The organism is Inhella crocodyli (assembly GCF_004004565.1).
GTDB classification, from domain to species: domain Bacteria; phylum Pseudomonadota; class Gammaproteobacteria; order Burkholderiales; family Burkholderiaceae_C; genus Inhella; species Inhella crocodyli.
In genome coordinates this window covers 218,199-240,149 of sequence record NZ_SACM01000001.1, presented here as the reverse complement: position 1 = coordinate 240,149, position 21,951 = coordinate 218,199, and the positions used below count along the sequence as shown (strand labels likewise).

Sequence of the window (21,951 nt, the reverse complement as noted above, 5' to 3'; positions counted from 1 at the left end):
CACCATGCGCTTTCTCACTCGCACCGCCCTCGTGGCCGCGGCCATCGCCAGCCTCTCGCCCGCCGCCCGCGCCGACATGACCCTGGCCCAGAAAAAGAACTGCATGGCCTGCCATGCGGTGGACCGCAAGATCGTCGGCCCATCCTTCAAAGAAGTTGCCGCCAAGTACGCGAAGGACAAGAAGGCGGAGGCCATGCTGGCCGAGAAGATCGTCAAGGGCGGCAAGGGCGTGTGGGGCGAAATGGCCATGCCGCCCAACGCCCAAGTGAACGCCGACGAAGCCAAGACCTTGGCCAAGTGGGTACTGGCCACGAAGTGAGCCCAGGCACGACACCGGCCTAAGTGGCAAAAGAAAGGGGCCCCTTCGGGCCCCTTGCCTTTGTTGGACGGCCCGCGCCGCTCAGATGGGTTGGGCGAGCTGCTCGAGGATGGCCGGGTTCTCGAGCGTGCTGGTGTCTTGCGTCACCGCCTCGCCCTTGGCCAGGGAGCGCAGCAGGCGGCGCATGATCTTGCCGCTGCGCGTTTTGGGCAGGTTGTCGCCAAAGCGGATCTCCTTGGGTTTGGCGATCGGTCCGATCTCCTTGCCCACCCAGTTGCGCAGTTCGTTCGCAATGGCCTTGGCCTCTTCGCCCGTGGGCCGCGCGCGCTTGAGCACCACGAAGGCACAGATGGCCTCACCCGTCAGGTCGTCGGGACGTCCGACCACGGCCGCCTCGGCCACCAACTCGGTGTGGGCCACCAAGGCCGATTCGACCTCCATCGTGCCCAAGCGGTGGCCGCTGACGTTGAGCACGTCGTCGATCCGCCCGGTGATGGTGAAGTAACCGCGGTCGGCACTGCGGATGGCGCCATCGCCGGCAAGGTAGTAGCCCTTGAGCTCCTCGGGGTAGTAGCTCTTCTTGAAGCGCTCGGGATCGCCCCAAATCGTGCGGATCATGCTCGGCCAGGGCTTCTTGACCACCAAGATGCCGCCCGTGCCGTTGGGCACGTCGTTGCCCATTTCGTCCACGATCGCGGCTTGGATGCCCGGGAACGGCAGCGTGCAGCTGCCGGGCACCATGGGCGTGACGGCCGGCAGGGGCGTGATCATGTGGCCACCGGTTTCGGTTTGCCAGAAGGTGTCGACGATCGGGCAACGCCCGCCCCCCACGTTCTGGAAGTACCACTCCCAGGCCGCGGGGTTGATGGGCTCGCCCACACTGCCCAAGATGCGCAGGCTGCTCAGGTCGTGGTGCTTGGGGTGCACGGCGTCGTTGGTTTCGGCCGCCTTGATCAACGAGCGAATGGCCGTGGGCGCCGTGTAGAAGATGCTGACCTTGTGCTTGGCGATCATTTGCCAGAAGCGGCTGGCGTCCGGGTAAGTGGGCACCCCTTCGAACACCACCTGCGTGCCGCCCAGGGCCAGCGGGCCGTAGGCGATGTAGCTGTGGCCGGTGACCCAGCCGATGTCGGCCGTGCACCAGAAGATGTCGCTGTCTTGCAGGTCGAAGGTCCAGCTGGTGGTGAGCGCGGCGTGCAGCAGGTAGCCGCCGCTGCTGTGCTGCACGCCCTTGGGCTTGCCGGTGGAGCCCGAGGTGTAGAGCAAGAACAAGGGGTGCTCGGCGTCCACCCATTCCGGATCGCAGGTGTCGGCCACGGTCGGCAACAGGTCGTGCAGCCATTGGTCCCGACCCTCCACCCAGCCCACCTTGCCGCCGGTGCGTCGCCACACGATCACGTCCTTCAGGCTGGGGCAGCTGCCGCCGTCCAAGGCCTCGTCAACGATGGCTTTCAAGGGCAGGGCCTTGCCGCCGCGCATTTGCTCGTCGGCGGTGATCAGCGCCACCGCGCCAGCGTCTTGCACGCGGTCGCGCAGGCTTTGAGCCGAGAAGCCCCCGAACACCACCGAGTGCGTGGCGCCAATGCGGGCGCAGGCCTGCATGGCAGCGATGCCCTCGACCGACATGGGCATGTAGATGACGACGCGGTCGCCCTTTTTCACGCCGCGCGCCTTCAGCGCGTTGGCCATGCGGCAGGTGATGGCCAGCAGCTCGGCGTAACTGACGTGGCGGGTCTGCCCGTCGTCGGTTTCGAAAATGATGGCGGTGCGGCCGCCCTTGCCGGCGTTGACATGGCGGTCCAGGCAGTTGTACGAGACGTTCAGTTGCCCGTCTTCGAACCACTTGTAGAACGGCGCCTGCGACTCGTTCAGGGCCTGCGTGAAAGGCTTGTGCCAGGTCAGCAGTTCGCGGGCCAGGCGGGCCCAGTACCCCGCATAGTCCGTCGCCGCTTCTTGGCACAGGGCCTCGTAAGCGGCCATGCCTTGGATGCGGCCTTGGGCGGCGGGCGGATAGACGGCGTGGTTCATGCGGGGATCTCCAAGCTGTGGATGGGCGGGGCGGCGCTGCCGCTTTGCGGCGCATTGTGGTCAGCGTGCCTGACGGTCGCCTTACCCGAAAACCCCGGGTGACTACCTAGAATCCGCCGCCTTGCCCTTCGCTTCCCCACCATGCGCCCGCAACTCCCGAACCTGATCTTCGCCAGCCGCTGGCTGCAAGTCCCGCTGTACCTGGGCCTGATCCTGGCGCAAGCCGTGTACGTCTTCCAGTTCTGGACGGAGCTCGTCCACCTGATCGAGGCAGCGATGGGCAACAAGGATGCCCTGGCGACCCTGGTCAAGAGCATTGGCTACAAGGCGGTGCCCATCAAGGACGCCATGGGCGTGATCGTGAGTTACGAGCCGCTGACCAAGCTGAACGAAACCATCTTGATGCTGGTGGTGCTGGGCCTGATCGACGTGGTCATGATCAGCAACCTGCTCATCATGGTCATCGTGGGTGGCTACGAAACCTTCGTCTCGCGCCTGAACCTCGACGGCCACCCCGACCAGCCGGAATGGCTGAGCCACGTGAACGCCTCGGTGCTGAAGGTGAAGCTGGCCACGGCCATCATCGGCATCAGCTCGATCCACTTGCTGAAGACCTTCATCAACGCCGCCAACTACGAGCCGCACGTGCTGATGTGGCAAACGCTGATCCACATCGCCTTCCTGCTGTCGGCCATGGCCATCGCCTTCACCGACCGGCTGCTGATGCCGCCGGGCGGCAAGCACTGATCAGGTTTTGAAGCCCGCGCAGGTGCGGGCCAGCTTCTCGGATTGGTCGTTGAGGCTCTGGCTGGAGGCGGCCATCTCCTCCACCAGCGCGGCGTTTTGCTGCACGGCTTGGTCAACGGCGTTGAGCCGCTCGAGCACCTGGCCCATGTCTTGGTCGTCCTGCTGGGCCTCGCCGGCGATCTGACCGACCATTTCGGCCAGCTTCTGGATGTCGCTGACCATGCTTTGCAGGGTCCCGCCGGTGCCATCCACTTGGCGAGCCCCCGCGTCCACCCTTTCCACGCTGGCCCCGATCAGGGTCTTGATTTCTTTGGCCGCCTCGGCGCTGCGCTGGGCCAAGGCACGCACCTCGCCCGCCACCACGGCAAAGCCACGCCCTTGCTCACCGGCCCGGGCGGCCTCCACCGCGGCGTTCAAGGCCAGGATGTTGGTCTGGAAGGCGATGCCATCGATGGTGCCGATGATGTCCCCGATCCGACGGGCACTCTCGTTGATGCCGCGCATGGTCTCGGTGACTTCGCCCATTTGCACGCCCGCCTGCTCGGCCACCACGCGGGTGTTGCTCACCATGCTACGGGCGTGACCCAAGTTCGAGGCCCGTTCGCGCACCCGGTCGATCACCTCGCGAAGCCGGCTGGCGGCATCGGCCATCGACGAAGCCGTCTGCTCCGTGCGGTTGGACAGGTCCATGTTGCCGGAACTGATTTCTTCGGCCGACTGGCGCAGTTCCTGAGAGCCATCGCGAATCAAGCCCACCATGTCCCGAAGGGCACCCTGCATCCGGTTGACGTTCGCGGCCACGCTCGTCTCGTCGCCAGGCGCCACGCGCAAGGCCTGGGTCAGGTCCTGCTCACCGATGGCCCCCACGGCCTCGCGCAAGGCACGCGGTTCCGTGCCCAAGGACATCAAGATGCGGTTGGACACCAGCAGGGACAGTCCCAGCCCGAACGCCAGGGCCACCCCCAGCCCCGCCACGGCGATGAGTTGGTTGCGCCGGTAGCGCGCCAGCCCGGCCTCGTACTCGGCCTTCGCCACCTCCAATTGCACGTTCACCAGCGCCGAAACCTTGTCGGACACCGGATCGATCTTTTGGTAGAGGCGGCGAGAAATCAAGCTGACCAGGGCCGGTTCGTCTTGCTCCCCGAACACCTTCAGGATCTCGTCGACGACCCGGTCGGCCGATTCGCGCAGGGGTCCGATTTCCTGGAGGAGCTTTTGCTCGTCCGGGGCCAACTCGCGGCCCACGAACTGCTTCCATTCCCGGTTGAGCAAGTCGCGCGCGCCCGTGACCGCCTTGCTGCCCTCTTCCCAGCCCACCACGCCGTTGCGGACCTTGTGGCAGGTGTCGACGATGCTGACCGCGTAGGAATCGCCCACCACCTTCAGTTGCCGCAGGGGCACCACCCGATCGGCGTAGACCGACTGCAAGGCATCGAGCTGACGGCTCATGCCATCGAGCATCACGAGGACCAGGACCACCATCAACACGCCCATGACGGTGCTGATGGCGTAGAGCCGGGCGCGCAGCGTGGGCACAAGGTTGAAAAACCAATCCATGGTGAACCCCTCTCGGCAGTGGCTGAGGACGACGTCCATCGTAGGCACGCACCGAGGTCCCCCTGGGGGTGGGAATGCCCCAGGCGGCCCACCGCCGTGCCATTTGCACCCCCGGGCAAATCCCAAGGTGACAGCCACGCAAAAGCGGGGCCTGCGTAAGTTGCGTGTCAGGGCGTCTCCAAACAATGCCCAGGCAGGGTGAGGCGCTGGCCACGTCTTCCCGCAACCACCCCACCCATGCAGGAGACCGCCGTGAGAGACCCCATCGTTGAGCGCGTTCAGCGCCACCCGAAGTACCTTGAGCTCAAACGCAAGCGCAATGCGCTGGGCTTCGCCCTCACGGCCCTGATGCTCGCCGTGTACTACGGCTTCATCGCCCTGATCGCCTTCGACAAGCCCTTCCTGGCCCAGCCCCTCGGCGCGGGCGTGACCTCGCTGGGCGTGCCCATCGGCATGGGCGTCATCGTGTTCACGGTCGTGGTCACCGGGATTTACGTGCGCAAGGCCAACCGCGAGTTCGATGCCCTCACGCACGACATCTTGAAGGACGCTGCGCGATGAACTCCCTGACCAAACCAATCGCTGCCACCCTCCTCGGCTTGGCATGCGCCGGGGCCGCCGTCGCCGCGGGTGCCGACCTGGGCACGACGGCCAAGCAAGCCACCAACTGGACCGCGATCTCGATGTTCGCCGTCTTCGTGGTGGGCACGCTGTGGATCACCAAATGGGCCGCTGCGCGCACCCGCTCGGCCGCCGACTTCTACACCGCCGGCGGCGGCATCACGGGCTTTCAGAACGGCCTGGCCATTGCGGGCGACTACATGTCAGCCGCTTCGTTCCTGGGCATCTCGGCGGCCGTGATGGCCTCGGGCTTTGACGGGCTGATTTATTCGATCGGCTTCTTGGTGGGCTGGCCCATCATCACCTTCTTGATGGCCGAGCGCCTGCGCAACCTGGGCAAGTTCACCTTCGCCGACGTGGCCGGCTACCGCTTCAAAGCGGGCCCCATCCGGGCCTTCGCCGCCAGCGGCACGCTCGTGGTCGTCGCGTTCTACCTGATCGCCCAGATGGTGGGCGCTGGCTCGCTGATCAAGCTGCTCTTCGGCCTGGACTACTGGGTCGCTGTGGTGTTGGTGGGCGCCTTGATGATGGTCTACGTGCTCTTTGGTGGCATGACGGCCACCACCTGGGTGCAGATCATCAAGGCCGTGCTGCTGCTGTCGGGCGTGACCTTCATGGCCGTCATGGTGCTGGCCCAGTACGGCTTCAGCCCCGAAGCCCTGTTCGCCAAGGCCGTGTCGGTCAAGACCGACATCGCCACCCACGGCGGCAAAACGGCGGAAGAGGCCGGCAAAGCCGGCCTGTCCATCATGGGCCCTGGCGGCTTCATCAAGGACCCGATCTCGGCCATCAGCTTCGGCATGGCCCTGATGTTCGGCACCGCCGGCTTGCCCCACATCCTGATGCGCTTCTTCACGGTGCCCGATGCCAAGGAAGCCCGCAAGAGTGTGCTGTGGGCCACCACCTGGATCGGCTACTTCTACGTGCTGATCTTCATCATTGGCTTCGGCGCCATCACCTTGGTGCTGACCAACCCCGACATGGCCGACACGACCAAGGGCGTGATCAGCGGCGGCGCCGGCACGGCCAACATGGCCGCGGTGCTGGTGGCCAAGACGGTGGGCGGCAACGTGTTCTACGGCTTCATCTCTGCCGTGGCCTTCGCAACCATCTTGGCCGTGGTGGCGGGCCTGACCCTGTCGGGCGCCTCGGCGGTGTCGCACGACATCTACGCCACCCTGATCAAGCACGGCAAAGCCGACAGCGCCTCGGAGCTGAAGGTCTCGCGCATCACCACCTTGGCCCTGGGCGTCGTGGCCGTCGTGCTGGGCATCGCCTTCGAGAAGCAGAACATCGCCTTCATGGTGAGCCTGGCCTTCGCCGTGGCCGCGAGCGCCAACTTCCCCGTGCTCTTCATGAGCGTGCTGTGGAAGGACTGCACCACCAAAGGGGCGGTCGTGGGCGGCTTCCTGGGCTTGATCAGCTCGGTGGGCCTGACCGTGGTCAGCCCCTCGGTGTGGGAAGCCACGCTGGGCAACCCCAAGGGCTCGGCGCTGTTCCCCTACCAGTCGCCCGCGCTGTTCTCGATGACCTTGGCCTTCGTCACCATCTGGCTGGTTTCGGTCTTGGACCGCAGCCAACAAGCTCGCAAGGAGCGTGACGCCTTTGCCGCCCAACAGGTGCGCTCGGAAACCGGCCTGGGTGCCGCTGGGGCCAGCGGGCACTGATCGATTTCCGGCAGGATCGGGAGGGCTTGGCAGCCCTCCCTTGCAAGCCAAGCCCAGTTCGCTAGGGCTTGGCTTTTTTTCTGCCCGACGCCGTCGGACCGACGTGCCGCGTCAGCCACGCAAAGAACTCGCCGTACCAAAGTCGGCTGTTGCGGGGCTTCAGGATCCAGTGGTTCTCGTCGGGAAACCACACCAAGCGTGCATCCACCCCCTGTGCCTTGAGGGTGTTGTAGTAGGCCAGCCCTTGCGCGTCGGGGACGCGGTAGTCCATGGCCCCATGGATGACCAAGGTGGGCGTGCGGAAGTGCTTGGCAAAGGTGTGCGGGCTTTGCGAGGCCACGTGCTTGGGGTCGTCCCAGTAGCTGGCCCCCAACTCCTTCGGGAACCAGGTGTAGCCATCGGTGGCGAACATGGCCTGCCAGTCGTAGCAGCCGGCGTGGCAGACGTAGGTCTGGTAGCGCCCAGGCTTCACGTGCCCGTTCATCCACGCGACCATGTAGCCGCCGTAGCTGCCGCCCGTGGCGGTGATGCGCTTGGCATCCACCCAGGGCTGCTGGAGCAACCAGTCGGTGCCGGCCTCCACGTCTTGCAATTCCAACTGGCCCCAGCGGTGCGTGATGCTGTCGAGGAAGGCGTGGCCGAAGCTCGACGAGCCGTGGTAGTTCACGCAGGCCACCACGTGGCCTTGGTTGGCAAAGACCTGGTGGTTCCAGCGCCAGTGCCAGCTGTCGCCAAAGGCCGTGTGAGGTCCGCCGTGGATGACGTGCATCACCGGGTGCTTCTTGCGCGGGTTGAAGCCCGGCGGGTAAATCAGCCACATCTGCACCGGGTCGCCTTGGGCGCCCTTCAGCGTCACCTCTTGATGGCGGCCGAAGGCATGGGACGCCAGGATGGGGTCGTTGATCGACTCGATGCGCCGCGGCGTGCCCGTGGTCAGCACGCTCAGGCGCGCCGGGAACTGCACGCTGTCGTGCAGCACCACCACGGCGCCGCCTTTGGCGTCGAAGGCCGTGGCGTTGCCACCCTCGAACTCGCGCTGCGCCTGGCGGCTGTTCAGGTCGAAGCGCCAGAGGTGGCGACGGCCTTGGTCCTCGGCCGTGAAGCGGATGGACAGGTCGTCGTCGGCCCAGCGCAGGGGTGCGGTCACGCTGCGGTCCCATTCGCCACTGAGCACGGCCCACTGGCCCTGCGTGTCCAGCACGGCCAGTTGCTCGGGCATGGTGTGCTTCAAACCCCGGTGGGCCGCCAAGAACGCCAGGTGCTGGCCTGCGTGGCTGTAGGCCGGCGCGCCGAAGTCCCAGTCCTCGTCTTGCAGGAGCACTTGGATGTCCTGGGACTTCAAGTCCAACTCGGCCAGCGCGTGGCAGTTCTCCACCCGCTTCTCCTGGGCCGGATCGAAAACAAAGGCCAGCTTGCGGCCGCTGGGAGAGACCGCGAAGTGCGACAGCCCGGGGTCGGTGCGCGTCAGTTCATAGCCCGTGCCCGCGAACAGGTCGCTCACCTTGCCGCTGCGCGTGTCCAGCAGCAGCAGGTGCGGTACGCGTCCCATGGGCACATGGTGGTCCCAGTGCCGGTACAGGGTGTCGCTGGTGACGTACGCCGTTTCCTTGCGCTCCTTGAACGATTTCAAGGCCTTCGCCTGAGCGTCCATGGTCTTGTGCTCTGGCCACACCCAGGACACGAGCACGATGCGCCGACTGTCAGGCAGCCAGCGAAAGGCCACCACCCCGGTGGGCACATGGCCGGCCCGCCGCGCCTCGCCTCCGTCGGTGGGCAGCAGGTAAAGCTGGGGCTCGTCGTCCTTCATCCCGCCTTGCTCACGCCGCGCGATGAAGGCGATGTGCTCCCCGTCGGGGCTCCACTGGGGAGCGCCGTCCTTGTCGCCGCACTCGGTCAAGCGCTTCGGCTCTTGGCCCAGCGTGGAGAAGCGGTAAAGGCTGCTGCGCGACTGGTTGCTCTCCATGTCGTAGCGCGTCACGCTGGCCACCACCTCGCTGCCATCCGGGCTCAAGCTGGGCTCGCCCAACCGGGCCAGGGCCCACAGGGCCTCGACGTCGAACACCTTGTTGCTCATCCCTGCTCCCTGTTGCGTTGAATCCCCACCGGTAGCGCTTCCGCCTCGGACCACGCCGGACCGTCGAACCACGCGTCGCCGTCCATCGCCGCCGCCAACATCGGCAGGCTGTCTTGGCCCCAGAACAGGCGACCCTCGAATTCGAAGGTGGGCACCCCGAACACGCCTCGCGCCAAGGCCTCGTCGGTGGCGGCCCGCAGGCGTTGCTTCACCACCTCGCCGTCGGGCGCCTGCGCCGGCGCCAGTTCCGCCGTCAAGGCAGCCCATCGCGTGGCGTCGTCCACCGCGGCGCCATCGGCCAGCCACACATGGGCCATCAAACGCGCCACGACCCGCCGCGAAGGCGTCAGGCCCTCGGGCGCGCAGGCCCAGGCCAAGCGAAGCAACGGCAAGGGGTTGAACGGGTGGGCCGCGGGCATGCGCAGCGGCACGCCCTGCTCCCGCGCCAGCCACGCGACCTGACGGTAGGTCCAGGCGCGTTTGGGGGCGATCTCCGCCGGACCCTTGTGCCCGTGGGCCTTCAGCGAGGCCGCGAACAAGATGGGCACGTAGTCCACGGTGTAGCTGCGGCCGACCAAGGCCTCGGGCAGGCGCCAGAACGCCAACGCCGCGTAGGGCGAAATCGGGTCGAAGTAAAAGCGAATGGTCTTCACACCGTTCCCCCTGGGGGCCCGAGAAGCAGGCCCGTGGCGGGCCAGCCCGCCTGCCGGCGCCGCAGGGGCAACTGGTCGATCACCCGCTGCCGCTCGGCGTCGCTGGCTTGGGCCCAGGCTGCAATCTCGTCCAAGGTGCGGGCGCAGCCTTCGCACAGGCCGCTGCGTGCCTCGATGCGGCACACGTTGATGCAGGGCGACTCAACCCGCGGCATCGCTGAAGTCGCCCCGTTGGGCGCTGCTCAGGCGCAGCAACTCGTCCGGCGCGGCCGGAAACACCGCGTGGGGGTGCCCGGCGGCCGCCCACACGCGCTCGAAGCGCCACAGGCTGTCGTCCATCACCAGCACGGGGGCGCTGGCGCCCTCGGCCGGCGCAAAGCCCAGCGGAGACACCCCCCCGATGGCAAAACCGGTGTGACGGCGCACCGTGTCGGCATCGGCGCGGCGGACCGGGCCCAGGGTCGACGGCAGTCGGTCGGCCGCCACGCGGCGGTCGCCCGCGGTGATGCACAACACCGCGCCGTCGCCGGCGCGCATCAGCACGCTCTTGGCGATGGCGCCCAAGGGCACGCCGAGCTGGGCAGCGGCCTCGGCCGCGGTGTGGGCCCCGGTGGGCAGCCAATGGGGCCCGTGCGGGTGCCCGGCCGCGTGCAAGGCCGCGGCCACGCGGGCCACGGCCGGGTGATCGTGTTCGTTCATGACGGCGCATTGGATCACCGAGACAATGCCCGCATGAGTTTTCGCCCCCTGCCCTTGCCTGCCGGCGTGCCCGGCCGCGTGTGGCTGCACGCCATGCCCGGTCGCCGTGAAGCCTGGTCGGACTTCGTCACCCTGGCACGTGCGGCCGCGCTGACGCGCATCGTCTGCCTCACACCCTGGCGCGAGGTCGAAGCCGGCTCGCCCGCCTACGCCCACGCCATCCAGCATCAGCAGTTGCCCTGCCCTTGGCAGGCCCTGCCCATGGCCGACTTCGGCCTCCACGCCGATGCCCAAGCGTTTGCCGACGGGGTGCGCGAGCTGGCGCAGGCGCTGCGCGCCGGCGAGTCGGTGCTGCTGCACTGCGCCCACGGCATCGGCCGCACCGGCACCGTCGCCGCCTGTGTTCTGAAGAGCCTTGGGCTGGCCACCGAGGACGCGCTGCACACCGTGCAACGGGCCGGCTCCAACCCTCAAAGCGCCCTGCAATCGGGCTGGGTGGATGCCTTCTGAGGTCACCATCGTCCACCTGGACGAGGACCTGATCGCGATCGACAAGCCCGCCGGCTTGCTCTCGGTGCCCGGCCGCGGGCCCGACAAGCAAGACTGCGCAAGTGGGCGCGTGCAGGCCCGGCACCCAGGGGCCTTGGTCGTGCACCGCTTGGACCAGGCCACCTCCGGCTTGCTGGTGTTCGCCCGGCACTTGGCGGCGCAGCAGGCCTTGTCGCGCGCGTTCGAACAACGGCAGGTGCAGAAGCACTACGTCGCCGTCGTTTGGGGCGACCCGGGGGCCTCTGGCCTGATCGATCTGCCGCTGGCCGCCGACTGGCCCAACCGCCCCCGGCAGCTCGTGGACCCCGTGCACGGGCGACCCAGCCAAACCGCCTGGCAACGCCTGGCCTTCGATGGCGTGCAAAGCCGGCTTGCCTTGGCCCCCCTCACCGGGCGGGCTCACCAACTGCGGGTGCACCTGCTGGCGATCGGGCACCCCATCGTGGGCGATGCGCTGTACGACCCCGAGCGACCCGCCCCACGCTTGCTGCTGCACGCGCAGGCGCTGTCGCTGCCCCACCCCCAGGGGCAGCAACTGCACCTGGAATGCCCTTGCCCGTTCTAGGCGGACTTTTGGCACGGCGGGCGGCGCTGCCCACAATCTTGCTTTTCCCAACCCGGTGAAGACCCATGAAGCCTCTGATTCGCCCCCTGGTGCTGGCCCTGTTCTTGGCCAGCGGTGCCGCATTCGCGCAAGCCCCATCGACCGAGCTCGTGACGCCGCCGGCGGCCCTGCACATCGAGGGCATTCCGCCCGTCACCCAGGCGCTGGCACGGCGCGTGGCGGCTTACACCGAGTTCCGCGGTCATGCCTTCTCCGATTGGCACCCCACCCGGGCCGAAATGCTGGTCAGCCACCGCGATGCCGGCGCCAGCACCGCCCAGCTGTTCCGACTCGACACCGCACTGGGCACCCTGACCCCCGTCACGCAGGGGCCTGAGCCCGCCGGTGGCGGCAGCTACGAACCCAAGGCCGGCCGCTTCATCGTGTTCAGCCGGGCCAGCGGCGGCAACGAAGTGACGCAGATTTACCGCCAAGGCTTTGACGGCGGCGCCGCGGTGCAACTGACCCCGACGGACGAGCGCCACGCCCTCAATGGCTGGCGCAAGCCGCAGGGCGAGATCGTGTACGGCAGCGTGCCCATCGACCGCACCGCCCAAGGCGGCACGCGGGCCAAGGTCATGACCACCTTCTGGGCCGTGAACCCCGAGGCCAAGGACCCGGTGGTCGAGCGCCGCAAGTTGGTCGAACTGGAAGGTGGCGGTTGGTTCGGTGGCGACATCAGCGACGACGGCAAGCGCATGACGCTGACCCGCTACATCAGCGTCAACGAGTCCCAGCTGTGGCTGATGGACCTCGACGGCCCCAACGCCGGCAAACCCGTGCAGTTGCTGCCCCAGCCGGGCAGCAGCGAGGCGAAGGCGGTTTACTTCGGTGGCAGTTTCAGCAAGGACGGTCGCTCGCTCTTCGTCTCCACCGACAAGTTCGGCGAGTTCCGCGAACTGGCCCTGTTCGATTTGAAGACCCAATCCCTGAAGCGCTTGACCTCGCACATTGCCTGGGACATCAGCGGTGGATCGATGAGCGCCGACGGCAAAACCATGGCCTTGCAAGCCAACGTGGACGGCCGCGACGAGATCCGCTTCCTGAACACCAAGACCTGGAAAGAGGTCCCGGTGCCAAAAACGGTGGCGGCCGGCTCGGTCGGCACCACGGCCTTCCACCCCAAGCTGCCGCTGATGGCCTACAGCGTCAACAGCGCCCAGGGCCCGAGCCAGATCCACGTGCTCAACGCGAAGGGCGAGAACGCGCAATGGACGAAGGCGGTGGTGCCGGCCGGCCTGGACCCCAGCACCTACCGCGACCACGAGATCGTGCGCTGGAAGAGCTTTGACGGTCTGAGCATCAGCGGCCTGCTGAGCCGCCCGCCCGCCAGCTTCACCGGCAAGCGCCCGGTGCTCATCAGCATCCACGGCGGCCCCGAGGCGCAAGCCACGGTCGGCTTCATGGGCCGCTGGCAGTACTTCATCCAGGAACTGGGCATCGCCGTCATCCAGCCCAACGTGCGCGGCTCGACCGGCTTCGGCAAGACCTTCGTGACTTTGGACAACGGCTTCAAGCGCGAGGACTCGGTCAAGGACATCGGCGCCCTGCTCGACTGGATCAAGACCCAGCCCGACCTGGACGCCGACCGCGTGATCGTGGCCGGTGGCAGTTACGGCGGCTACATGAGCCTGGCCGTCGCCACGCACTACAGCGACCGCATCGCCGGGGCGATCGACATCGTGGGCATCAGCCACTTCGTCACCTTCTTGAACAACACCGAAAGCTACCGGCGGGACCTGCGCCGCGTCGAGTACGGCGACGAGCGCGATCCGGCCATGCGCGAGTTCCAAGAACGCATCTCGCCCCTGACCAACGCCAGCAAGATCAAGAAGCCCTTGTTCGTCATCCAAGGCAAGAACGACCCGCGCGTGCCGTACACCGAAGCCGAGCAGATCGTGGCCAAGGTGCGCGAACTCGGCACGCCCGTCTGGTACCTGCGGGCCGAGAACGAAGGCCATGGCTTCGCCCGCAAAGAGAACAACGACTACCAGCAGCTGGCGATGATCTTGTTCATGCAACAGACCATCCTGAAGTGACGCTCGAAGGCTGAAACGACAAGGCCCCGCACAGCGGGGCCTTTTTCTTGGGTGCGTGCTGGGGGCTCAGCCGATGAGCTTGGCCAGCGTCAACAGCGCGAGCAGGAGCATCCACAGCACCACCGAACGCCACACCAGCCGCACCACCGACACCAAATGACCGTTGTGCGGCGCGTCACCGGGCGTCGAGCCCACGGCCGCATTCGCACCCGATGGCGCGCCGGCGTTGAGCGTCTTGCTGCGGTCGGGCGTCATGCCCGGGGCGGCTGCGCCCCCCAGTTGGACCCCGACGGCACCCGCCGCCGCGGCCAGGATCACGCCCTCGTTCTCGTGCGCCCACAGGTGCGCGTCCCGGCGCCAGCCGTTCACCGCCTCCTCGAAGTTCCCCACGATGGCAAAGCCCGTGGCCGTGAGCCGCGCCGGCACGTGGTCGATCCAAGCGAAGGCCTGCTCGGCCCAGCGATTCAGGCGCTCGTGGATGGGCGTGTCCAAAGTCGTGCTGCGAAACGCCCAGTACCGGCTCGCGAACTCGGCCAAGCGGAACAACACGGCCCCAGCAGGCCCGCAGCCCAGCGTGGACAGGACCACGAACCAGAAGAACACACCGAACACGTGCCGATGTGCCGCCAGCAAGGAGTGCTCGATCGCATGGCGCAACAGCTCGGTGCGCGGCAACTCGCTCACATCGACATGCTGCCATTGCGCCAAGTGCTGCCGCGCCGCCTGTTCGTCGCCGCGCTCCAACGCGTCACGGATGTCGGTGAAGTAGTGGCTGAACTGGCGGAAGCCCAGCGTCAGGTAGAGCACCGCCACGTCCCAGGCCAAGGCCGCCAGCACCGAATACGTCGCGAGCAACCAGTAAATCGCGGCGACCAGCACGGTGGGCACCATGACGGTGACCAGCCACACGACCGTCGCGTGGTGCGGCGCCCCAGCGTCGAAATTGCGCCCACACCACTTGGACCAAGCCACCACGCCACGGTGCACGGCGTTGCCGTGCGGCAGCGGCTTGAGCTGCTCCAGCATCAAGGCAAACAGCACCGCAAAGAAGTTCATGGAGAAATCATAGAGGCGGGCTCCAACCCGGCTCGGTCCTGCGACAACTGGTGGTAAAGGTTGCGAAGCATGGCCGCGGTGGCCCCCCAGATGAAGTAGCCCGACTCGTCGGGCCAGGGCATCGACAAGAACTCGCGCTCCACGCCGAGGAACTGCATGCGATGCCGGCGGTGGTGCGCCGGATTCATCAAGTAGGGCAGCGGCACCTCAAAGGCCTCGTCCACCTCGCCGGATTGCAAACGCAGCTCGAACCCGGGCGCCACCAACCCGACACACGGGGTGACCTCGAAGGCTGTCACGGTGGAGTACACCGGCAGTTGGCCCAGCGGCTCCACGAATTGCCGGGCCAGCCCGATCTCTTCCTCGGCCTCGCGCAAGGCCGCGGCCCAGGCATTCGCATCGGTCGGGTCCACGCTGCCACCTGGAAAGCTGATCTGGCCGGCGTGGTCCCGCAAGGCCTCGGTGCGGCGGGTCAACAGGACCGACAGCCCCTCCGCCCGCTGCACCAAGGGCACCAAAACCGCCGCCGCGCGCGGTGCGCGGCCGGGGAAGCGATTGCCATCGCCGGGCCGCTCGGGCGCGGCCAAGGGGACGGTCGCCCAGTGGCGCCGCAGCGCCTCGGGGGCCAAACGCTCGGCAGGCAAGGCGGGCAAGTGCGCGTCGATGCCGGACACCGGCACCTCGCGGGGGTTCAAGATGGGTCGGGCTCCGGTCACGGCGCGCAGCATAGGGCCCACCCACCAGGGGCGTGAAAACGACAAAGCCGCCCGAGGGCGGCTTTGCAGGTGCTGGGGCACGATCGCCGGACGGCGAATCAGGCCAGCTTTTCCTTGATGCGGGCGCTCTTGCCCGAGCGGCTGCGCAGGTAGTACAGCTTGGCACGGCGCACATCGCCGCGGCGCTTGACTTCGATCGAGGCGATCAGCGGGCTGTACAGCTGGAACGTGCGCTCCACGCCTTCGCCGCTGGAGATCTTGCGCACGATGAAGCTGCTGTTCAGGCCGCGGTTGCGCTTGGCGATCACGACGCCTTCAAAGGCCTGCACGCGCTTGCGGGTGCCTTCCACCACGTTGACGCTGACGATCACGGTGTCGCCGGGGGCGAAGGCCGGGATGGTCTTGTTCAGACGGGCGATTTCTTCTTGTTCGAGGGTTTGGATCAAGTCCATGGGTTTCTCCGTGTGATCGTGCTGGCGCTCTCAAAGTGGCCCAGTAGAGGATCGAAAAGCCTTCGAGTATACCCGAGGTCAGTCCTGCAGCAAGCGACCGAGGTACGCCTCGTCCTGTCGGCTGAGCAGGCCCGCCGCGCGAGCGGCCTCGATCAGGTCCGGCCGGCGCTCCGCGCTGAGCCGCAGCGACTGCTCTCGCCGCCAACGCTCGATGTGGGCGTGGTGGCCACTGAGCAGCACGTCCGGGACGGCGGCGTCGCCCAGGCGTTCGGGACGGCTGTAATGCGGGCAATCCAGCAAGCCCGCCGAGAAACTGTCCTGTTGGTGCGAGGCAGCGTCGCCCAGCACCCCAGGCTGCAAGCGCGCGACGGCGTCGAGCAGCGCCAAGGCGGGCAACTCGCCCCCGCTGAGCACGAAGTCGCCCAGGCTGATTTCGTGCGTGACGTGGCGGTCGATGAAGCGCTGATCGATGCCCTCGTAGCGACCGCACACCAATATGGCGCCGTCAGAGGCCGCCCATTCCCGCACCTCGGCCTGGGTCATGCGCTGCCCGGCCGGGCTGAAATGAACCACCGGCGCCGGCGCCCCTCGATCGGCTTGCGCCGCTCGTAGCGCGCGCTCCAAAGGCTCGACCAGCATCACCATGCCGGGCCCGCCTCCAAAGGGCCGGTCGTCGACCCGGCGGTAGTTGTCCTCGGCATAGTCCCGCGGGTTCCAACACCTCACGTCGACCTGACCGCTGGCAAAGGCCCGGCGGTTGATGCCGTGCACCAAGTGCGGGGCGATCAACTCCGGGAACAGCGTCAGCAGGTCGAAGCGCACCGCGTCACTCCGCGTCTTGCCAGTCCAACTGCCAATCGACGGTGATGCGGCCCGCGGCCAGGTCCACATCGCAGCCGTAGCGCGAGACGAAAGGAATCAGCACCTCTTGCGCTGGCGTGGGCGCAGCCAGGCCCGGCGGGGCGATGCGCAACACGGCATGGGGGCCGGTGTCGATCAAGCCGATCACGGTCCCAACCGGTTGCCCTTCGCGGTTGAGCACGCTCAATCCGATCAGGTCGATCCAGTAGAACTCGCCGTCCGGCGTCTTCGGAAACGCGGAGCGGGGCACGTGCAGGTTGACCCCGCGCAGCGCCTCGGCGGCGTTGCGGTCCAGCACCCCTTCGACTTGGGCCACCAACAGGTCGCCCTGCTCGCGAAGTGCCAACACCTGGAAGGCGGACGGCAGTGCTTGCGGCCGAGGGGTGTCGCTGCTCAACCACCAGGTCTTGCTGGCGAACAAAGCGGACGCGTCCAAAGAAAAAGGCTGGACCTTGATCCAGCCTTTGATCCCGAACGCGCCAGCGATACGACCGACGGCAATCGCGTCGGCCGGCATCGGCGTCGTCATGGGCGTCTGCTTAGGCAGCAGCCTTTTGCGCTTGCTTGACCAGGCGCTCGACGGTGGGGCTCAGTTGAGCGCCAACGCCGGTCCAGTGGGCGACGCGGTCCAGCGCAACGCGCAGGGACTCGGCGTTGCCGGAAGCCACGGGGTTGTAGAAGCCCACGCGCTCGATGAAGCGGCCATCGCGGCGCTCTTGCTTGGGGGCCACCACGATGCTGTAGAACGGGCGCTTCTTCGAGCCACCGCGTGCGAGACGGATCACGACCATGATTGATGTCTTTCAAAAAACAAGGCAGTTCACCCGCACCAGGGACACTTCAGGGGCAAGCAGAACCAAACAGCAGGACTCGGCTTTCGCCAAGCGCCTAGGATGCGCGCCGTAGATACGCCACCTTGTTCACAAAGTGGCCAGTGCGCAAAGCCGCCGATTATAGACAGAAGCCCACATGAGTGCCCCCTCCCCCCTGCGTGACACCGATCACGCCCCTCTCTTGATCCGCAACAGCGTCGACAACGACCTGCCGGCGATTGCCGCGATTTACGCCCACGCCGTCCTGCACGGCACCGGCACCTTCGAACTGGACGCCCCCGACGTCGACGAGATGGCCCGCCGCCGTGCCGAAGTGCTGGGGCGCCAACTGCCTTACCTGGTGGCCGAACGCGACGGCCAGGTTCTGGGCTACGCCTACGCCAACTACTTCCGTCCTCGCATGGCCTACCGCTTTTGCCTGGAAGACTCCATCTACTTGGCCCCGGCTGCGCAAGGCCAAGGCGTGGGCCGATTGCTGCTGGCCGAGTTGATCGCGCGCTGCGAAGCCGCCGGCGCTCGCCAAATGGTGGCGGTGATCGGCGACAGCGCCAACGCGGGCTCCATCGGCGTGCACCGTGCGCTGGGCTTCCGGGACATGGGCACCATGCAGGCGGCGGGGTGGAAGTTCGAGCGTTGGCTCGACGTGGTGTTCATGCAGCGTGCCTTGGGCGTGGGCGACTCGGAGCCGGCCGCATGAAGACCAAAGGAATTGCCGCTTGGTCCGCCCTGCTCTTTGGCAGCCTGGGCTTGCACCGCGCCTACCTGTACGGTTTGCGCGACCGTTGGCTGTGGTTCTACCCCTGGCCGACCCTGTTTGGCTTGGTGGCCCTGCGCCGCTTCGAGGCCGTGGGCCCCGACGACGCCTGGGCGACCTGGGGCTTGCCCGTCTTGGGTTTGATGCTGGCCCAAGGCGGCTTGACCGCCATCGTCTTCGCGCTGACGTCCGACGAGCGTTGGAACGCCCGCCACAACCCGGGGCAAGCGGCTCCCGACGCGCGCTGGGCCCCCATCTTGGCGGCCATTGCCGGCTTGCTGTGCGGGGGCGCCAGCCTGATGTCGGCGATCGTGTTCGCCGCGCAGCGCTACTTCGAGCTCAGCCTCGGAAAGTGAGCCCCGCAGCCGGCGTGTCGTCCAGCCGCGACAAGGCCTGACCGGCCACGCCAGGCAGGTGCGCTTCCAGCGGCCCCAGGGCCGGCGTCGCCATGTCGGGCGCCAGGTCCAGCAAGGGCCGCAAGACGAACGCCCGCTCGTGCAGGCGCGGGTGCGGCAAGGTCAGGCGAGGCGTCGACCGCACCGCGTCCCCGTGCAACAGCAGGTCCAGGTCCAGGGTCCGGGGGGCGTTGCGGTACGGGCGCTCGCGGCCCTGCCGTGTTTCGATGGCCTGCAGGGCATCCAACAGTGCCTCGGGCTCGAGGTCGGTCCACACGGCGGCCACGGCGTTGACGAAGTCAGGCCCGCTGGCGTCCACCGGCGCGCTGCGGTAGAGCGGAGACAGAATGACTTGGCGCACGCTGGCCACGGCCGCCAAGTGCTGCGCGGCTTGCCGAACGTTGGCTTCGGCGTCGCCCAAGTTGGCCCCGAGGCCGACGTAAGCCCAAACGCTCACGCGCCGCCAGCCGCTGCGCCGGGCTCACCCGCGCCACCGTCGCCCCGCCCCTTGCTGGGCCGACGCCGACGGCGCCGCTTCTTGGCGGGGCCGGCCAGGGGCTCGGGACCGGCCGCTTCGTCGCCCTCGGGGCCCGAAGGCGCGGTGGCACGGTGCTGGCGCACCTGGCGTTCGGCCGCCTTGGCGTCTTCGATCAGGGCGGCACGGTCGTCGTCGCTGCCCAGCGCGAAGTCTTCCCACCAGTCGGCCAAGGCCGGATCGGCGTCACCGACATCGGCCCGCAGGCGCAAGAAGTCGAAGCCGGCCCGGTAGCGCGGCTGCTCCACCAACCCATAGGGCCCCGACCCGCCACGACGCTCGAAACGGGGCTGCATGAGCCAGATCTCTCGCATGTCGGCGGCCAACTTCCCACGGCCGGAGATGTCGCCCACGCGGGCATCGAACACCTGGTCGATGGCTTGCTGGAGCGCCGGCACGGGCGGCTCGCCCTTGGCACGCAGCGCCTGCCACCGCGACTTGACCTCGTGCCACAGCAAGCAGGCCAGCAAGAAGCTGGGCGCCACCGAGCGACCGTCGGCCACGCGGGCGTCCGTGTCCTGCAAGGCCTGGCGCACGAAGGCGCCCCGGGGCCCCTCGGGCAGGCTGCCGTCGGCCTGCAGCACGGCGTCGAGCACCGGGAAGAGCCCGCGCCCCAACCCTTGGGCCTTCAAGGTTTCCAAGCTGGCCAGGCCATGCCCGGTCTGCAGCAGCTTCACCATCTCGTCGAACAGGCGCGAGATCGGCACCTCAGGCAGTTGCTTGGCGCAGGCCACGATGGGCGCACGGGTGGCCGGCTCGATGGCGAAGCCCAGCTTGGCGGCGAATCGCACGACTCGCAGGATGCGCACCGGATCCTCGCGGTAGCGCGTTTCGGGGTCGCCGATCATGCGCAGCAGCTTGGCGCGGATGTCCTTCAAGCCGCCGTGGTAGTCGACCACCATCTGGCGCGCCGGGTCGTAGTACATCGCGTTGATGGTGAAGTCCCGCCGGGCGGCGTCTTCGACCTGAGGGCCCCACACGTTGTCGCGCAGCACCCGCCCGCTTTCATCCACCACATGGCTTTTGCCGGCCAACTCGCTCTTGCTGGTTTTCTCGTTGCCCGTGACGCGCTGGGCGCTGGACTCGGTGAGCAAAGCGCGGAAGGTCGACACCTCGATGACCTCGTGCTCGCGTCCGCGCCCGTACACGACGTGCACGATGCGGAAACGGCGGCCGATGATGAAGGCGCGTTTGAACAGGCTCTTGACCTGTTCCGGCGTGGCGTTGGTGGCCACGTCGAAGTCTTTGGGCCGCCGCCCCAACAGCAAGTCACGAACCGCCCCGCCCACGATGTAGGCCTCGAAGCCGGCTTCTTGCAAGGTCTTCACGACGCGGGTGGCGCGCTCGTCCAGGAGGCTGGGGTCGATGCCGTGCTCGGCCACGCCCACCTCGGTGCGCGTGCCCAGGACCGTGACCGGCTTGGCGGCGTCTTTGCCCAGCAGGCGGTTGATGAACTTCTTGATCATGCAAAGAGTCTCAGGACAGGCCAGCCGCGCGACAGCGCCGTGGCTTCCAACGCCGGGCTGGGGTTCGTGGCCACCGGGTGGCTCACGGCTTCCAGCAACGGCAGGTCATTGGGGGAGTCGCTGTAACAGCGGGTCTCCGCGAAGTCTTCCCATCGATGCCCCAGGCCCGACAGCCACGCGCGAACCCGCGTGATTTTCCCGGCCTGGAACGACGGCACCCCTTGGATGCGCCCACTGAATCGTCCATCGGCTTCCCGCTCCAGTTCCACGGCGATCAGGTGCTCGATCCCGAAGGCCGCGGCGATGGGCGCCGTCACGAACTCATTGGTCGCCGTCACCAGGGCGACCAGGTCGCCCGCCGCTTGGTGGCGCCGCACCAGCGAGCGCGCATTGTCGTGCAGGCCCGGGCGGACCACCTCGGCCATGAATCGCTCGCGCATCGCCTCCGCCTCGGGCAGGGGTCGATGCCGCCACGCACTGGTGGCGAAATCGATGTAGGCCGCTTGGTCCAACTGCCCGGCGCAGTAGTCGGCGTAGAACTGGTCGTTCCGCGCCGCCCAATCGGCGCCGTCGGCCCAGCCGTGATCGACCAAGAACTGGCCAAAGGCGTGGTCGGAGTCGAAGGGCAGCAGCGTGCCGTCCAGGTCAAACAGGGTGAGGTTCATCGTTCAGCATCTGCCGCAGCAGCGGCACCGTGGGGGCGCGCTGCAGACGCAGCGCGTAAACATCGAGTCGTTCCAACAACTGGACCAAGGCCCCGGGGTGGCGCTCGAAGCGCAGCAGCACGTAGTCCAAAAGCTCCGCGGGCAGGCGCAAGCCGCGGTGGCGAGCCTCTTGCAGCAGCAAGTGGCGCAATGCCTCGTCCGCCAGGGGCGCCAGCGCAAAGGTGCTGCCCCAGGCCAAGCGGGTGCGCAGGTCGTCGCGCAGCGGCAGGTCCACCGGAGGCAACTCGCTGGTGGCCACCACAGTCGCGCCCTGCCCCACCGCCTCGATGAAGGCGGCGAAGGCCGCGTGCTGTTGGTCGCCGTCCAGCCGGTGGGCATCGTCGATGAGCACCCATTGGGCGTTGGCCGGCACCTCCCAGGGCGCCGGCGTGCTCGCCCCGAAGGCGGCAACCACCGCGCCGAGTGCCTGCTGGCGTTGCGCCACCGCGTGCAGCAGGTGCGTTTTGCCAGCACCCGAGGGGCCCCAAATCAAGGTGGGCGCCTCGCCCGGGGTCAGGGCCTGCAGGTGCGCCAGCAGCAATTCGTTGCCTGCGGCCACGAATCGCTCGAAGCTCGGATCGGGGGCCGGCCCCAGGTCCAGCGGCACTTGCTGCGGCATGGG

At 67.6% G+C, this 21,951-nt stretch carries 25 protein-coding genes; 9 read left to right on the top strand and 16 right to left on the bottom strand.

Features of this window, described 5'->3' with window-relative positions; all coding sequences use genetic code 11:
- The first annotated feature begins 4 nt into the window (after window positions 1-4).
- A complete protein-coding gene (locus tag EOD73_RS01115) occupies window positions 5-319 on the top strand; it encodes a c-type cytochrome (protein WP_127680064.1) in 315 nt (104 codons plus the stop codon).
- Window positions 320-400: 81 nt separating this feature from the next.
- Here the strand turns inward: EOD73_RS01115 and acs are convergent, their stop codons facing one another.
- Complete coding sequence (gene acs, locus EOD73_RS01110) at window positions 401-2,347, bottom strand: acetate--CoA ligase (RefSeq protein WP_127680062.1); 1,947 nt, start codon at window positions 2,345-2,347, stop codon at window positions 401-403.
- A gap of 141 nt (window positions 2,348-2,488) precedes the next feature.
- Here acs and EOD73_RS01105 point away from each other — a divergent pair, with 141 nt between their 5' ends.
- Window positions 2,489-3,094, top strand: a complete 606-nt coding sequence (locus tag EOD73_RS01105) for a TIGR00645 family protein (protein WP_127680060.1) — start codon at window positions 2,489-2,491, stop codon at window positions 3,092-3,094.
- On the opposite strand, the gene EOD73_RS01100 is transcribed toward EOD73_RS01105, so the two are convergent.
- The gene (locus EOD73_RS01100) at window positions 3,095-4,651 is read right to left on the bottom strand and encodes a HAMP domain-containing methyl-accepting chemotaxis protein (RefSeq protein WP_164845910.1); all 1,557 of its coding nucleotides are present in this window, start codon (window positions 4,649-4,651) and stop codon (window positions 3,095-3,097) included. It abuts the gene before it with no gap.
- A gap of 252 nt (window positions 4,652-4,903) precedes the next feature.
- Between EOD73_RS01100 and EOD73_RS01095 the strand changes: the two genes are divergently transcribed.
- Together EOD73_RS01095 and EOD73_RS01090 are read left to right on the top strand one after the other, a co-directional pair.
- Window positions 4,904-5,212 carry a DUF485 domain-containing protein gene (locus tag EOD73_RS01095; protein WP_127680056.1) on the top strand — a complete coding sequence of 103 codons (309 nt, stop codon included), beginning with the start codon at window positions 4,904-4,906 and terminating at the stop codon, window positions 5,210-5,212.
- Window positions 5,209-6,939: a cation acetate symporter gene (locus EOD73_RS01090; RefSeq protein WP_127680040.1), complete on the top strand. Its 1,731-nt coding sequence runs from the start codon at window positions 5,209-5,211 to the stop codon at window positions 6,937-6,939. The genes EOD73_RS01095 and EOD73_RS01090 overlap by 4 nt, the downstream gene beginning before the upstream one ends.
- Before the next feature lie 61 nt (window positions 6,940-7,000).
- Here the strand turns inward: EOD73_RS01090 and EOD73_RS01085 are convergent, their stop codons facing one another.
- From EOD73_RS01085 to EOD73_RS01070, 4 genes are read right to left on the bottom strand one after another with little or no spacing between them, the layout of a single operon-like run.
- A complete protein-coding gene (locus tag EOD73_RS01085) occupies window positions 7,001-9,013 on the bottom strand; it encodes a S9 family peptidase (protein ID WP_127680038.1) in 2,013 nt (670 codons plus the stop codon).
- Window positions 9,010-9,666 (bottom strand): 2-hydroxychromene-2-carboxylate isomerase, encoded by a 657-nt coding sequence (locus EOD73_RS01080; RefSeq protein ID WP_127680036.1) that lies wholly within the window; start codon window positions 9,664-9,666, stop codon window positions 9,010-9,012. Before EOD73_RS01080 ends, EOD73_RS01085 begins: the two co-directional genes overlap by 4 nt.
- A complete protein-coding gene (locus EOD73_RS01075) occupies window positions 9,663-9,881 on the bottom strand; it encodes a DUF1289 domain-containing protein (protein WP_127680034.1) in 219 nt (72 codons plus the stop codon). Before EOD73_RS01075 ends, EOD73_RS01080 begins: the two co-directional genes overlap by 4 nt.
- Window positions 9,868-10,365, bottom strand: a complete 498-nt coding sequence (locus EOD73_RS01070; protein ID WP_127680032.1) for a YbaK/EbsC family protein — start codon at window positions 10,363-10,365, stop codon at window positions 9,868-9,870. The genes EOD73_RS01075 and EOD73_RS01070 overlap by 14 nt, the downstream gene beginning before the upstream one ends.
- Window positions 10,366-10,398: 33 nt before the next feature.
- Here EOD73_RS01070 and EOD73_RS01065 point away from each other — a divergent pair, with 33 nt between their 5' ends.
- The 3 genes from EOD73_RS01065 (at window position 10,399) to EOD73_RS01055 (ending at window position 13,557) form a co-directional block, all read left to right on the top strand.
- Entirely contained in the window at window positions 10,399-10,875 is a 477-nt protein-coding gene (locus EOD73_RS01065; RefSeq protein WP_127680030.1) for a protein-tyrosine phosphatase family protein, read from the top strand.
- Entirely contained in the window at window positions 10,865-11,479 is a 615-nt protein-coding gene (locus EOD73_RS01060) for an RluA family pseudouridine synthase (RefSeq protein ID WP_127680028.1), read from the top strand. The genes EOD73_RS01065 and EOD73_RS01060 overlap by 11 nt, the downstream gene beginning before the upstream one ends.
- Before the next feature lie 65 nt (window positions 11,480-11,544).
- The gene (locus tag EOD73_RS01055; RefSeq protein WP_127680026.1) at window positions 11,545-13,557 is read left to right on the top strand and encodes a S9 family peptidase; all 2,013 of its coding nucleotides are present in this window, start codon (window positions 11,545-11,547) and stop codon (window positions 13,555-13,557) included.
- Window positions 13,558-13,623: 66 nt separating this feature from the next.
- On the opposite strand, the gene EOD73_RS01050 is transcribed toward EOD73_RS01055, so the two are convergent.
- The 6 genes from EOD73_RS01050 to rpsP all read right to left on the bottom strand — a co-directional run bounded on the left by EOD73_RS01050 (window position 13,624) and on the right by rpsP (window position 17,433).
- A complete protein-coding gene (locus EOD73_RS01050; RefSeq protein WP_127680024.1) occupies window positions 13,624-14,613 on the bottom strand; it encodes a CobD/CbiB family protein in 990 nt (329 codons plus the stop codon).
- Window positions 14,610-15,329 (bottom strand): CoA pyrophosphatase, encoded by a 720-nt coding sequence (locus EOD73_RS01045; protein ID WP_240660545.1) that lies wholly within the window; start codon window positions 15,327-15,329, stop codon window positions 14,610-14,612. The genes EOD73_RS01050 and EOD73_RS01045 overlap by 4 nt, the downstream gene beginning before the upstream one ends.
- Before the next feature lie 98 nt (window positions 15,330-15,427).
- Window positions 15,428-15,781, bottom strand: a complete 354-nt coding sequence (rplS, locus tag EOD73_RS01040; protein WP_127680020.1) for a 50S ribosomal protein L19 — start codon at window positions 15,779-15,781, stop codon at window positions 15,428-15,430.
- A 78-nt stretch (window positions 15,782-15,859) separates the two neighbouring features.
- Window positions 15,860-16,603 carry a tRNA (guanosine(37)-N1)-methyltransferase TrmD gene (gene trmD, locus EOD73_RS01035; protein WP_127680018.1) on the bottom strand — a complete coding sequence of 248 codons (744 nt, stop codon included), beginning with the start codon at window positions 16,601-16,603 and terminating at the stop codon, window positions 15,860-15,862.
- 4 nt (window positions 16,604-16,607) lie between these two features.
- Window positions 16,608-17,171 carry a ribosome maturation factor RimM gene (gene rimM / locus EOD73_RS01030; RefSeq protein WP_127680016.1) on the bottom strand — a complete coding sequence of 188 codons (564 nt, stop codon included), beginning with the start codon at window positions 17,169-17,171 and terminating at the stop codon, window positions 16,608-16,610.
- A gap of 10 nt (window positions 17,172-17,181) precedes the next feature.
- The gene (rpsP, locus tag EOD73_RS01025) at window positions 17,182-17,433 is read right to left on the bottom strand and encodes a 30S ribosomal protein S16 (RefSeq protein WP_127680014.1); all 252 of its coding nucleotides are present in this window, start codon (window positions 17,431-17,433) and stop codon (window positions 17,182-17,184) included.
- Window positions 17,434-17,611: 178 nt separating this feature from the next.
- On the opposite strand from rpsP, the gene EOD73_RS01020 reads away from it, so the two are divergent.
- Together EOD73_RS01020 and EOD73_RS01015 are read left to right on the top strand one after the other, a co-directional pair.
- The gene (locus tag EOD73_RS01020; RefSeq protein WP_127680012.1) at window positions 17,612-18,172 is read left to right on the top strand and encodes a GNAT family N-acetyltransferase; all 561 of its coding nucleotides are present in this window, start codon (window positions 17,612-17,614) and stop codon (window positions 18,170-18,172) included.
- Window positions 18,169-18,585, top strand: a complete 417-nt coding sequence (locus EOD73_RS01015) for a hypothetical protein (protein WP_127680010.1) — start codon at window positions 18,169-18,171, stop codon at window positions 18,583-18,585. The genes EOD73_RS01020 and EOD73_RS01015 overlap by 4 nt, the downstream gene beginning before the upstream one ends.
- Here EOD73_RS01015 and folK read toward each other — a convergent pair.
- The 4 genes from folK to EOD73_RS00995 are packed head-to-tail and all read right to left on the bottom strand — an operon-like array spanning window position 18,569 to window position 21,948.
- On the bottom strand, window positions 18,569-19,081 hold the full coding sequence (gene folK, locus EOD73_RS01010; RefSeq protein WP_127680008.1) for a 2-amino-4-hydroxy-6-hydroxymethyldihydropteridine diphosphokinase: 513 nt from the start codon (window positions 19,079-19,081) through the stop codon (window positions 18,569-18,571). The two genes, EOD73_RS01015 and folK, sit on opposite strands and share 17 nt — an antisense overlap.
- Window positions 19,078-20,625 (bottom strand): polynucleotide adenylyltransferase PcnB, encoded by a 1,548-nt coding sequence (gene pcnB / locus EOD73_RS01005; protein WP_127680006.1) that lies wholly within the window; start codon window positions 20,623-20,625, stop codon window positions 19,078-19,080. Before pcnB ends, folK begins: the two co-directional genes overlap by 4 nt.
- On the bottom strand, window positions 20,622-21,290 hold the full coding sequence (locus EOD73_RS01000) for an HAD family hydrolase (protein WP_127680004.1): 669 nt from the start codon (window positions 21,288-21,290) through the stop codon (window positions 20,622-20,624). Before EOD73_RS01000 ends, pcnB begins: the two co-directional genes overlap by 4 nt.
- Complete coding sequence (locus EOD73_RS00995; RefSeq protein WP_127680002.1) at window positions 21,271-21,948, bottom strand: HdaA/DnaA family protein; 678 nt, start codon at window positions 21,946-21,948, stop codon at window positions 21,271-21,273. The genes EOD73_RS01000 and EOD73_RS00995 overlap by 20 nt, the downstream gene beginning before the upstream one ends.
- Between the last annotated feature and the right edge of the window lie 3 nt (window positions 21,949-21,951).